This is a genomic window from Streptomyces sp. NBC_00259, assembly GCF_036181745.1.
GTDB classification, from domain to species: domain Bacteria; phylum Actinomycetota; class Actinomycetes; order Streptomycetales; family Streptomycetaceae; genus Streptomyces; species Streptomyces pratisoli.
Map to the genome: position 1 here is coordinate 6,527,394 of NZ_CP108080.1, position 12,150 is coordinate 6,539,543.

The 12,150-nt window shown below is 70.6% G+C and carries 9 protein-coding genes; 5 read left to right on the top strand and 4 right to left on the bottom strand.

Translation table 11 applies throughout. The features are described from left to right. Positions 1 to 269: 269 nt before the first annotated feature. Positions 270 to 2,627 carry a hypothetical protein gene (locus tag OG766_RS29305; protein ID WP_328726583.1) on the top strand — a complete coding sequence of 786 codons (2,358 nt, stop codon included), beginning with the start codon at positions 270 to 272 and terminating at the stop codon, positions 2,625 to 2,627. A gap of 216 nt (positions 2,628 to 2,843) precedes the next feature. On the opposite strand, the gene aceB is transcribed toward OG766_RS29305, so the two are convergent. Next, a complete protein-coding gene (aceB, locus tag OG766_RS29310) occupies positions 2,844 to 4,466 on the bottom strand; it encodes a malate synthase A (protein ID WP_266387049.1) in 1,623 nt (540 codons plus the stop codon). A 234-nt stretch (positions 4,467 to 4,700) separates the two neighbouring features. Further along, positions 4,701 to 5,312: a nucleotidyltransferase family protein gene (locus OG766_RS29315; protein ID WP_266387046.1), complete on the bottom strand. Its 612-nt coding sequence runs from the start codon at positions 5,310 to 5,312 to the stop codon at positions 4,701 to 4,703. Between the two features lie 428 nt (positions 5,313 to 5,740). Between OG766_RS29315 and OG766_RS29320 the strand changes: the two genes are divergently transcribed. Together OG766_RS29320 and OG766_RS29325 are read left to right on the top strand one after the other, a co-directional pair. Further along, positions 5,741 to 6,052: a DUF5955 family protein gene (locus OG766_RS29320; RefSeq protein ID WP_266387043.1), complete on the top strand. Its 312-nt coding sequence runs from the start codon at positions 5,741 to 5,743 to the stop codon at positions 6,050 to 6,052. A 36-nt stretch (positions 6,053 to 6,088) separates the two neighbouring features. Continuing rightward, a complete protein-coding gene (locus OG766_RS29325) occupies positions 6,089 to 6,802 on the top strand; it encodes a class I SAM-dependent methyltransferase (protein ID WP_266387040.1) in 714 nt (237 codons plus the stop codon). A gap of 199 nt (positions 6,803 to 7,001) precedes the next feature. Here the strand turns inward: OG766_RS29325 and OG766_RS29330 are convergent, their stop codons facing one another. Further along, the gene (locus OG766_RS29330) at positions 7,002 to 7,808 is read right to left on the bottom strand and encodes an IclR family transcriptional regulator (RefSeq protein ID WP_266387037.1); all 807 of its coding nucleotides are present in this window, start codon (positions 7,806 to 7,808) and stop codon (positions 7,002 to 7,004) included. 460 nt (positions 7,809 to 8,268) lie between these two features. Between OG766_RS29330 and allB the strand changes: the two genes are divergently transcribed. After that, a complete protein-coding gene (gene allB / locus OG766_RS29335) occupies positions 8,269 to 9,609 on the top strand; it encodes an allantoinase AllB (RefSeq protein ID WP_266388759.1) in 1,341 nt (446 codons plus the stop codon). A 4-nt stretch (positions 9,610 to 9,613) separates the two neighbouring features. Further along, positions 9,614 to 10,735 carry an allantoicase gene (gene alc, locus OG766_RS29340; RefSeq protein WP_266387035.1) on the top strand — a complete coding sequence of 374 codons (1,122 nt, stop codon included), beginning with the start codon at positions 9,614 to 9,616 and terminating at the stop codon, positions 10,733 to 10,735. Between the two features lie 183 nt (positions 10,736 to 10,918). Here the strand turns inward: alc and OG766_RS29345 are convergent, their stop codons facing one another. After that, the gene (locus OG766_RS29345) at positions 10,919 to 12,115 is read right to left on the bottom strand and encodes a DUF418 domain-containing protein (protein WP_328726584.1); all 1,197 of its coding nucleotides are present in this window, start codon (positions 12,113 to 12,115) and stop codon (positions 10,919 to 10,921) included. Positions 12,116 to 12,150 lie beyond the last annotated feature (35 nt).

The window sequence follows — 12,150 nt, forward strand, 5'->3', positions numbered from 1 at the left end:
AGGCCGGGTCCGGCCCGTCATGACGACGATCCGGCCCGTCCTGACGACGGGTTCCGGCACATCCTCACGACGATTTCCGGCGCGTCCCGACCGTAACGATCCGGAAACACCGGCAAGTTGGCGCGGACATGCCGACCGAACGCCGGAACCCCGGCAGGCTCTCCTCATACAGTGGACAACTACCGGCGCATTCCAACCAGTTGACCTCGGAGCCCATGGCGCCGCGTACGTCTCCTGACAGCAATGGGGTTCCCACGGGGGAGAAGCCAGTGAGCATTCAGATACTCGAACGGGCGCGCCACCGGCGTGTGTGGGGGCGCATCGCCGTCGCCCTCACCGCCGCGGCGGCAGTGACCCTGACCGGACTGCCGGCCCTCGACGTGGCGGAGGCCGCGAAGGCGCCCAACGTCAAGCCGAAGCGGTGCGACGAGAAGTTCCTCGGGAAGAAGTTCCCCTCCACCCCGGCCAACTCGGGTCCGCCGGACAGCCTTCCGTACGACGCGTGGCCGAACGACGAGAACTACACGTACGACAACCCGGCGAAGGCGTACGACGGGGTGCTGCCGCCGACCGACGCCCAGCGCGACGCCGCGGGCAAGGACTACCGCAAGTGGCAGCGGAAGTACAACAAGACGAAGAGCCCGGCGGACAAGGTCATGGAGATCTACGCCCGCTACAACTCGCAGTACGACAACTCGACGGGCTACAAGGACTTCAGGCGCTTCCTCGACGTGCGCTACATCGGCGCCCACGGCAACCCGCTCCGGGGCGACGCGTTCGAGGCCCGCATGGTCAAGAAGTACAACATGGTCGGTCCCGACTGGTGGTGCCAGGACCCGATCGAGTACACCGACCCCGAGACCGGCGAGAAGCGCACCCGCGTCGTGGACGCCCACAACCGGCGCACCGAGCGCAAGGTCGAGATGAAGTCCAACGGCAAGGTCGAGACCGACCAGCTCAAGGCCGACCGGCAGATCGCCAAGGAGAAGCCGAAGTCGACCTTCCGGTACCTGACCGGCGCCAGGACCGAGGACACGACGAGGGACCGGATCAAGCAGTTCGACGAGGACCTCAAGCGCGACCGGGGCACCAACCGCACCCAGGCCGGGATCAACGAACGCCGCTCGAACGCCATCGAGCGGACGCAGAAGCCGAACGTCTACACCAACGTCGACAAGCGGTTCAACCCCGATCCGCTCAAGGGCGGCCGGGGGCCGATCATCGACCAGGCCCTGCGGTCCGGGAAGACGATCGAGGAAGCGCGCCGGATCCAGGCGATGTACAACCAGAACAACCAGGGCGGTTACTTCGGCCGCGGGCCGGGAGGCATCGACTTCTCCACCCTGGAGATCAACTACGTCGGCACCCCCGTCAAGGGCAAGGGCCTCGACTATTCGATGAAGGCCGACTACGTCAAGGACCCGGACGAGAACCCGGGCTTCGGCGGTGACGCCAACCTCCAGCTCGCCTCCGACGCCTTCTTCACCTGGCTCGCCCTGACCCCGGACAAGTTCTGGGTCAACCTCAACCCGATCCGCCCCGACGTGATCATGGACAAGGAGTTCGCGACGACCGACGCCGGGCGCATCCTGCTGGAGGCCGACCTGACCCTCAAGCACGACTACGCGGATGCGATGAACCCCGACAAGTACGAGCGCGGGGAGCAGTTCTGGCGCGCGGCCCCCCGCACCCCGGAGGGCATGCCCTGCCTGCCCATCATCCGCCAGTGGATCACCCCGAAGCCCGCGAAGGTCCGGGAGCAGGACGGCGGCATCTACATCCTTGACGCGCCGCTGAAGGTCAACATGGAGGTCCCCACCGGACCCGATGTGCCGCCCAGCACCTGCAAGCTCACCGAGGCGCAGACCAAGCAGGCCGAGACCCTGATCCTCACGATGATCCAGCCGGAGCTCGAACGCCGCGTCAACGACGACACGTCCTACGCCGACCTGCGCCGCGTCTACTCCTCACGGGTGGCCGCCGAGTACGTCCGCCGTCAGGACGCGGTCGGCCCCACCGACTTCCGCAAGATCATCAACAGCAACGACGTCAAGCGGTGGCCGCTCAGGGGCGAGAACAAGGACTGGGACAAGAAGACCGTCTACGACAAGTACGTCCACTCGTACAAGAACGGCGACTACAAGTTCGAGCGCGTCTACGACGGCAAGGTGTGGATCCTGTCCATGGGCGGGGTCGACTTCTCCAAGGCGCCGAAGCAGAACATCAGCCGCACGCAGTTCAACACGCAGCACCGCGGCCTGGACAGGACCACCAGGACGTCCGTCCAGGCCGAGGTGACCTACCAGGACAGCCAGACCGCCTTCCTCGGCGGGTCCACCTCCGAGCAGCCCACCACCCCGGAGGAGCCGAAGCCGACGCCGACGCCGACCGGCCCGGGCGACCCGAAGCCGACCGGCACCCCGTCGACCCCGGCACCCGGCCCGTCGGCCCCCGGCGGTGACCAGACGAATCCGCCGGCGCACGACCCGGACGGTGACCTCGCGGACACCGGCAACAGCACCCCGGTCGGTCTGATCGCCGCGGTGGCCGCGGCGCTCGCGGTCGTGGGCGGCGCGCTGACATGGTGGATGCGACGCCGCAGGTCCGCGGACGGCCGGTCCGTCTGACGGCTGGCTGCCCGCACGCTGTCCCCCGCACCCGTGTCCAGGGTGCGGGGGACAGCTGTTTGGCCGTTCCCGGGCTCCTGCGGCTCCTGTAGCACCTGCGGCTCCTGTGGCTCCTGTGGCACCTCGGCCCGCTCGGGACTGAGGCTCCGTGCGGACAGCGAGCCGCCCCCCGGCCGTGTGCGGTCCAGGGGGCGGCGTCGGTGACGAAACGGGAGATCAGCCGGTGAGCTGCTCGTACGCCGGCAGGGTGAGGAAGTCCGCGTAGTCCTCGTCCAGCGCGACGTGCAGCAGCAGGTCGTGGGCCTGCTGCCACTTGCCTGCCGCGAAGGCCTCCTCGCCGATCTCCTCGCGGATCGCGGCCAGTTCCTCGGCGGCGACCTTGCGGGCCAGCTCGGGAGTGGCGCGTTCGCCGTTCTCGAAGACGACGCCCGCGTTGATCCACTGCCAGATCTGGGAGCGGGAGATCTCGGCGGTGGCGGCGTCCTCCATCAGATTGAAGATGGCGACGGCGCCGAGGCCGCGGAGCCAGGCCTCGATGTAGCGGATCCCGACCTGGACGGCGTTGCGCAGGCCCTCGTAGGTGGGGTGGGCGTCCAGGGAGTCGATGGCGATCAGGTCGCCCGCCGCCACGGACACGTCCTCGCGGAGGCGGTCCTTCTGGTTGGGCTTGTCGCCGAGCACCGCGTCGAAGGAGGCCATGGCGATCGGGACCAGGTCGGGGTGGGCGACCCAGGAGCCGTCGAAGCCGTCGGCGGCCTCGCGGTCCTTGTCGGCCTTGACCTTCTCGAAGGCGACCTTGTTGACCTCCGCGTCGCGCCGCGACGGGATGAAGGCCGCCATGCCGCCGATGGCGTGGGCGCCGCGCCTGTGGCAGGTGCGGACCAGGAGTTCGGTGTACGCACGCATGAACGGCGCGGTCATCGTCACCGCGTTGCGGTCCGGGAGGACGAACTTGGCGCCGCCGTCACGGAAGTTCTTGACGATGGAGAACAGGTAGTCCCAGCGGCCCGCGTTGAGGCCGGCCGCGTGGTCCTTCAGCTCGTAGAGGATCTCGTCCATCTCGTACGCCGCCGTGATCGTCTCGATCAGGACGGTGGCGCGGACGGTGCCCTGCGGGACGCCGACGTAGTCCTGGGCGAAGACGAAGACGTCGTTCCAGAGACGGGCCTCCAGGTGCGACTCGGTCTTGGGCAGGTAGAAGTACGGGCCCTTGCCGAGGTCGATGAGCCGCTTGGCGTTGTGGAAGAAGTACAGGCCGAAGTCGACGAGCGATCCCGGCACCGGGCGGCCCTCGAACGTCAGGTGGCGCTCGTCCAGGTGCCAGCCCCGCGGGCGCATCACGACGGTGGCGAGTTCGTCCGCCGGCCGCAGCGCGTACGACTTGCCCGTGCGGTCGTCGGTGAAGTCGATACGGCGCTCGTAGGCGTCGATCAGATTGAGCTGGCCCAGGACGACGTTCTCCCAGGTGGGCGCCGAGGCGTCCTCGAAGTCGGCGAGCCAGACCTTCGCGCCCGAGTTCAGGGCGTTGATGGTCATCTTGCGGTCGGTCGGGCCGGTGATCTCGACGCGCCGGTCGTTCAGCGCGGCCGGGGCCGGCGCGACCTTCCAGCTCTCGTCCTCGCGGATCTGTGCGGTCTCCGGGAGGAAGTCGAGGGTGCTGGTGCGGGCGATCGCGGCACGACGGTCGGCGCGGCGGGCGAGGAGCTCGTCACGCCGGGGGGTGAACCTCCGGTGCAGCTCGGCGACGAAGGCGAGTGCCGCGTCGGTCAGCACCTCCTCCTGCCGGGGCAGTGGTTCGGCTTCGACGATGGCCAGCGGCGACGGCGCTGGTGCGGACATGAGCTGTCACTTCCTTCAGCGAGCTTCGACGAGCTTCACGGGCGGTGCCCGGCGGCCGCAGCGGCGTCACACGGCACTCAGTGCCAGGGCTCCGAGCTACGGTCGTCGGCCCCGTCCGAGGGTATGGGGCGCTTCTGATCAGTGGATAGTAGTTACCGCATGGTGGAAGTTCAATGGTTTGTTGATGTCGAGATTCTCCGGGTCGACACATCGTGGCGCTCGGTGCCATGCCGTTCACTCAAGGTGCGCCAGATCCTCCGGTGTGTCGATGTCGTACGCCTGAGCCACGTCCCCGCACTCCACCAGTGTGATCTCCTCCTCGTGCTCCAGCAGGTAGTCCCGCGCCCCGCGATCGCCCGAGGCACGCTCCGCCACCCCCGCCCAGTGCCGGGCGCCGAACAGCACCGGATGGCCCCGCCGGCCTTCGTACGCCGCCGACACCAGCGCGGACGAGGACTCACAGGCGGCGACGACCCGCGCCACCGCCGCCGCGCCGATGCCCGGCTGGTCCACCAGCGACACCAGTACCGCGTCCGGCTGTGCGTCCGCCGCGCCGAGTGAGGCGAGGCCCGCCCGCAGAGAGGAGCCCATCCCCTCCTCCCAGTCCGGATTGACGGTCACGACACAGCCCGCCAGCTCGGCCCGCCGCCGCACCTCGTCCGCCGCCGCCCCCAGTACGACGTGCACGGACCGGCAGCCGCCCGCCCGCAGCACCCGCACCGCGTTCTCCACCAGCGGGCGGCCGCGGTGCTCCAGCAGCGCCTTCGGCCGCCCGCCCAGCCGGCGCCCGGCGCCCGCTGCCAGCACCAGTCCTGCGACCTGCGGTCTGTCCGGAGTGTGAGCCATACACCCTGCTTACCTCATCGAGCGGCGCGGTGGCGCGGTGGCGCGACGATCTTGGGCTGGGTGCCGTTCCGACACAGGAGTTCATCGCGGGGGATCTGAACCGATGAGCAGTCGGCAACCGGAACGCCGCGGTGTGTTCCAGCCGTTGGAGCCACGCAGCCGCCGGGCTACGGGCCGGGCCCGGCGGCTGCGCATCAGACGCCGCCTCCCACGTGCCCCGGTCCCGGATCGGACCCCGGCACCTCCATCACGCTCGATCCGACGGTCGGGCGCAAGGCACTGGAAGTAGACACGTCGAGCTGAATTTCGTACCGCGGAGTGGCGAAGCGCCTACGGAATGGCGTTAACTGGCCCGCGACCCCAGGCGCTTGACCACCGTCCGGCGGGTCGTTCACCGGGCAGCACGACGATGTGCGAGGGGGAGAGCTTTGTTGCGGAGCGTGGGGCAGACGCGGGTGACACGGAGCGGCGAGGACCCGAGAGTGACGGAGCTGCGCGCTGCCGTCTCCCGGCTCCGCCGTGAACTGGCCGGGTATCCGGCCGAGTTCGCCGACCGTGGGATCGCGGAGGACGAACTGGCGGCGATGGACGCCATGGCGGTCAGCGGAGTGCCGGAGATCCGGCGGCTGCGGCGCTCACTGCTGCTGATCGCCGGGGCGGTCGGTTCGGTGAGCGCGCTGGCGGGCGGACTGACGAACGTACGGAACGCGGTGGAGATGTTCGGCGAGCCGAAGATCTGACCCGGCTCGTATCGGGTCGGCATACCCTGGGAGACGATGTTCACCTCCCAGGGGCCGACCCTCCGCGAACTCGCCGTCCAGGCGCTCTCGTCGGTCGAACGTGGCTACGACCTGCTCGCGCCGAAGTTCGACCTGACTCCGTTCCGCACACCGGACCGGATCCTCGACGAAACCGTGCGTGAGCTGCGGCCTTTCGGGCCGTTCCGCACCGGGCTCGACGTCTGCTGCGGTACGGGAGCGGGAACCGGGGCCCTGCGGCACCTGTGCGCGGAACGCGTCGTCGGCGTCGACTTCAGCGCGGGCATGCTCGGCATGGCCCGGCACGCCGAGCCCAGCGCGGACTGGGTACGGGCGGATGTGCGCGCCCTGCCGTTCCGGCCGGCCTTCGACCTGGCGGTGAGCTTCGGGGCGTTCGGCCACTTCCTGCCGAAGGAACGACCGGGACTGTTCGCACAGGTGCACGCGGCGCTGAGGCCGGGCGGAATCTTCGCCTTCCCCGTCGGTGCGCCGCCGCACTTCGGCTCTCCGGCGTACCTGGCGATGCTGGGCTTCGATACGGTGATGCGGGTACGGAACCTGGTGTGGCGGCCCGGCTTCGTCATGTACTACCGCACCTTCCCGCTGCGTGAGGTGCTCGCCGAGCTGCAACGGGCCGGGTTCGAGGTGGAGTTGCGGCCGATGGAGGGGCTGGGACGCAGACGGGACGGATCCGTGCGCTGCGCGACGGTGGTGGCGCGGCGCCGGGCCTGACCGTCCGCCGGACGCCTTCCGGTCGCGCCGGGGGCGTGAAGGTCCGCTGGAGCCCTTCCGGACGCGACTGCCCGTCGGACGCCTTCCGGCCGCCACTGCGGCCATGCCGTCCCGTCCTGCCCCGACCCGCGACCCACGACACCAGACCCGCGACCCGTCCACGTCCGCCGACGCTGGGCGGCGCGGACCGGGCCCGTACTCAGCTCTGTGACGCCGCGGTGCTCGCCAGGGCCTCGGATAGCTCCTTCGCCACCGTCTGCAGGATCGGGACGATCTTCTCCGTCGCCGCCTCCGTGACCCGGCCGGCGGGTCCCGAGATGGAGATCGCGGCGGCGGTGGGGGAGTCGGGCACCGGGACGGCGAGGCAGCGCACGCCGATCTCCTGCTCGTTGTCGTCCACCGCGTACCCGGCGCGGCGGACCTGCTCCAGCGCGTCGAGGAACCCCTCAGGCGTGGTGATGGTCTTCTCGGTGGCGGCCGGCATACCGGTGCGGGCGAGCAGCGCCCGTACCTCCTCCGCCGGTGCGTCGGCCAGGAGCGCCTTGCCCACGCCGGTCGAGTGCGGCAGCACGCGTCGGCCGACCTCGGTGAACATCCGCATCGAGTGCTTGGACGGCACCTGAGCGACGTAGACGATCTCGTCGCCGTCGAGCAGCGCCATGTTCGCCGTCTCGCCGGTCTCCTCGACGAGCCGGGCGAGGTACGGGCGGGCCCAGGTGCCCAGCAGCCGGGAGGCACTCTCGCCGAGGCGGATCAGCCGGGGGCCCAGGGCGTAACGGCGGTTCGGCTGCTGGCGTACGTAGCCGCAGGCGACCAGGGTGCGCATGAGGCGGTGGATGGTGGGCAGCGGGAGCCCGCTGCTCGCGGAGAGTTCACTCAGCCCGACCTCGCCCCCGGCATCGGCCATCCGCTCGAGCAGATCGAAGGCGCGCTCGAGGGACTGCACACCGCCGCTGTTGGCGGCGGGCTTGGCGGCGTCGGTGGTGCTGGCGCGGGACGTCGGCACGTCAACGGTCCTTTCAGGCGGACGGGCAAGGTAGCAGCCTACCGGGCGGCTGCGCGGGGCACACCGCTTGCGGCGAGGCGTCGGAGCCGGTCAGGGGGCGTTTGTCCGGGTGCCGGCGGTCACCTCCGATGGTCGCGCGACTTTCGCGCTGTGCATAGCTACGTTTTGCTACTCGAAATTCCCATTCCACTGTGTGGAAACCTCTAAGTGGGGGTTCGCGGGCCCTGGGTGCAAGGCCGGACGGGTCGCCGAGGCCGCTCGCGACGGGTCGCCGGCGCGGCCGGGGAGGTCTTGACGGGCCGGTGCCGGGAGTGAAGACTCCTTCAACAGTTCGTTGAATTTCGCTGTGCGGAAGTGCCGAGGTACGGAAGTGAGGGGCAGGGTGTCCGATAGGGAGGTGAGCACGGACGTGAACACGGACGTGAACAGAGACGTCGTGAACAGAGACGTGAACAGGGACGTGAGCGGCGACGTGAACCTGGTGCTGCGCTCGACACGCGTCGTCACCCCCGACGGCACACGCCCCGCAACGATCGCCGTGGCCGCCGGAAGGATCGCCGCGGTGCTCCCGTACGACACCGAGGTGCCGGCCGGCGCCCGCCTCGAGGACGTCGGCGACGACGCCGTCCTCCCCGGCCTCGTCGACACCCACGTCCATGTGAACGACCCCGGCCGCACCGAGTGGGAAGGCTTCTGGACCGCTACCCGCGCCGCGGCCGCCGGCGGCATCACCACGCTCCTGGACATGCCGCTGAACTCCCTCCCGCCCACGACCACCGTCGGCAACCTGCGCGTCAAGCAGGATGTGGCCCGGCCCAAGGCCCACGTCGACACCGGCTTCTGGGGCGGCGCGATCCCGGACAACGTCAAGGACCTGCGTCCGCTCCACGACGCCGGCGTCTTCGGCTTCAAATGCTTTCTCTCCCCGTCCGGCGTCGAGGAGTTCCCCGAGCTCGACCAGGAGCAGCTCGCCCGCTCCCTGGCCGAGATCGCGGGCCTGGGCGCACTGCTGATCGTGCACGCCGAGGACCCGCACCAGCTGGCCGCCGCCCCGCAGCGCAAGGGCCCGAAGTACGCCGACTTCCTCGCCTCCCGCCCCCGCGACGCCGAGAACACCGCGATCGCCAACCTCATCGCCCAGGCCAAGCGACTGAACGCCCGCGTCCACGTCCTGCACCTGTCCTCGGCCGACGCGCTCCCGCTGATCGCCGCCGCCCGAGCGGAGGGCGTACGGATCACCGCGGAGTCCTGCCCGCACTTCCTCACCCTCACCGCCGAGGAAGTCCCCGACGGGGCAACCGAGTTCAAGTGCTGCCCGCCGATCCGCGAGGCGGCGAACCAGGACGCCCTCTGGCAGGGCCTGGCCGACGGAACGATCGACTGCATCGTCTCCGACCACTCGCCCTGCACCAGCGACCTCAAGACCCCCGACTTCGCCTCCGCCTGGGGCGGGATCTCCTCGCTCCAGCTGGGCCTGCCGGCCATCTGGACCGAGGCCCGCAGGCGCGGCCGCACCCTGGAGGACATCGCCCGCTGGATGTCGGCGGCCCCGGCCGAACTGGCCGGGCTGCGGCAGAAGGGAGCCATCGAGGCCGGCCGCGACGCCGACTTCGCCGTCCTCGCCCCCGAAGAGACCTTCACCGTCGACCCGGCCGAACTCCACCACCGCAACCAGGTCACGGCCTACGCCGGAAAGACCCTGCACGGCGTCGTGAAGTCGACATGGCTGCGCGGCACGCGGATCGTGGAGAACGGCACCCCCGCCGAGCCGACCGGCCGGCTGCTCGAAAGGAACAACTGACACCGTGGCGATACCGTCCTTCACCGGCAACGCGAACCCGTACGCGGGCGGCGACCCGTACGCCGACCACCGCACCGCGGACTTCCCGTTCACCGACTGCGCCAACCTCGCCGACCGCCGGCTCGGCGCGGGTGTGATCGCCGCCAACGACGAGTTCTTCGCCCAGCGCGAGAACCTGCTGCTCCCCGAACCCGCCGAGTTCGACCCCGAGCACTTCGGCCACAAGGGCAAGATCATGGACGGCTGGGAGACCCGGCGCCGCCGCGGCGTCTCGGCCGAGCAGCCGTGGCCGACGGCCGAGGACCACGACTGGGCGCTCGTACGCCTCGGCGCGCCCGGAGTGATCCGCGGCATCGTCGTCGACACCGCCCACTTCCGCGGCAACATGCCCCAGGCCGTCTCCGTCGAAGGCACCTCGGTGGACGGCGCGCCCACGCCGCAGGAACTGCTCTCCGACGGCGTGAAGTGGACGACCCTCGTCCCGCGCACCCCCGTCGGCGGCCACGCCGCCAACGGCTTCGAGATCACCGCCGAACAGCGCTTCACCCACCTTCGCGTCAACCAGCACCCCGACGGCGGCATCGCCCGGCTGCGCGTGTACGGCGAGGTCGTCCCGGACCCCACGTGGCTCGCGACGCTCGGCACGTTCGACGTCGTGGCCCTGGAGAACGGCGGCTCGGTCCAGGACGCGTCCAACCGCTTCTACTCGCCGCCCGCCAACACCATCAACCCCGGCCGCTCCCGCAAGATGGACGACGGCTGGGAGACCGCGCGCCGCCGTGACCGGGGCAACGACTGGATCCGCTACCAGCTCGTCGCCCAGTCCGAGATCCGCGCCGTCGAGATCGACACCGCGTATATGAAGGGGAACTCGGCAGGCTGGGCCTCCCTGTCCATCAAGGACGGCGACAGCGGCGAGGACGGCGACTGGACCGAGTTCCTGCCCCGGACCCGTCTCCAGCCCGACACCAACCACCGCTTCGTGCTGGACGCCCCGACGGTCGGCACCCACGTACGCATCGATATCTTCCCGGACGGCGGCTTCTCCCGCCTGCGCCTCTTCGGCTCCCTCACGGACCAGGGCGCGGCCCACCTCGCCGCCCGCCACCGGGAACTGGGCGGCTGAGCTGCGGCACCGGACCGCCGGGAACCGGGCGGCCGGGCCGCCCTCGCGGACCGGCGGTCCGGCGGCCACGACACCTGCCTCGCGGGACGGACACCTGCCCCGTGGGGCGGAGTGCCCGCCTCGCGGGGTGCACCGGATCCGGGAGCGCCGGTGCGTCCCGCCCGCTGTGACGGTGGCGCGCGTTCAGCGCCGCAGGGCCCAGCTCTGCACGGATTCCAGCGGGCCCTTGGAGAACCGCCGCAGCCACAGCGTGGAGCCCGTCATCAGTACCGTGCACACCGCCGCCCACAGTCCCATCACCCACCAGGGCCTGCCCGACTCGCCGAACCGGTCCGCGAGGCCGAGGCCGATGCCGTACGAGACGAGCACGCACAGGACGTTCTGCAGGACGTAGGCCGACAGGGCCGTCCGCCCCACCGAGGTGAGCCCGCTCAGGAACCGGCCCCCGCTGCGGACCCGGTCCACGACGGCGCCGATCAGACCGATGTAGCCGACCGCCACCAAGGGGGCGGCGCAGTAGCGGCTGAGCAGGAAGCCGTCCGGCACGGCGAGGGCCGACACCGCGGTGAGCGGTACGCCCAGTCCCAGACCCCAGACGAGCATCCGGGCACGGATGCGCCGGCCGGCCGCGTCCGGGCCGAACGCCCCTGCCCGGTACAGCCGTACACCGAGCAGGAACAGGAAGACCAGAAGGCCGAACGACAGCACCGGCTCGAGCCGCAGGGCCACGGCGTTCTCCAGGCGGAAGGCGACCTGGTCCGCGTAACTGCCGTGCGCGTACAGATCGACGACCTCACGGGAGACGCCTCCACCCCCGCCGCCTCCCGTGACGCCCTCGTCCCCGAGCGCGACCAGGGCCGCCGTCAGCCCGCCCATCAGCAGCAGGTGCAGGCCGCCCGCCCACCACATCGCGCGACGGCGAGCCCGCTCGGAACGGGACAGCAGCCAGGCGACGAGCAGGGCCGTGACCGCGTAGCCCATGAGGACGTCCCACGCGAAGACGAGGACGAAATGGACGGTGCCCTCGGCGAGGAGGAAGAGCGCCCGGCCCCGGTACCGGCCAGGCCAGGGCTGCCCGCGCCGTGCGGCGGAGTCGAACTGGATCGCGAGGCCGACGCCGAAGAGAATCGTCAGCATCGACAGGAACTTGCCGTCCGCGACGAGGCGGAACAGGGTCTCGGCGCCGTCGGAGACGGATCCGAAGCCCGTCACGCCGCCGGCGCCCTCGAGGATCCCCCACTCCGCACCGGGCGCGGTGAAGACCCATACGTTCGTCATCAGCGTGCCGAGGATGGCGGTCCCGCGCAGTACGTCGAGCAGGGCCAGCCGGCCGCCTAAGGAGCCCGACGTCTCGGCCGGGGCGGGCACAGTCTTGGTCATGTCCTCATCGTCCGTGCCGTCCCAGGGGGATTCGT

Bases quoted from the DNA above. Each gene is read 5' to 3' on its own strand.
- aceB (WP_266387049.1), bottom strand. From the start codon at position 4,466: ATGTCCGCACCAGCGCCGTCGCCGCTGGCCATCGTCGAAGCCGAACCA.
- OG766_RS29315 (WP_266387046.1), bottom strand. From the start codon at position 5,312: ATGGCTCACACTCCGGACAGACCGCAGGTCGCAGGACTGGTGCTGGCA.
- OG766_RS29325 (WP_266387040.1), top strand. From the start codon at position 6,089: ATGTTCACCTCCCAGGGGCCGACCCTCCGCGAACTCGCCGTCCAGGCG.
- OG766_RS29345 (WP_328726584.1), bottom strand. From the start codon at position 12,115: ATGACCAAGACTGTGCCCGCCCCGGCCGAGACGTCGGGCTCCTTAGGC.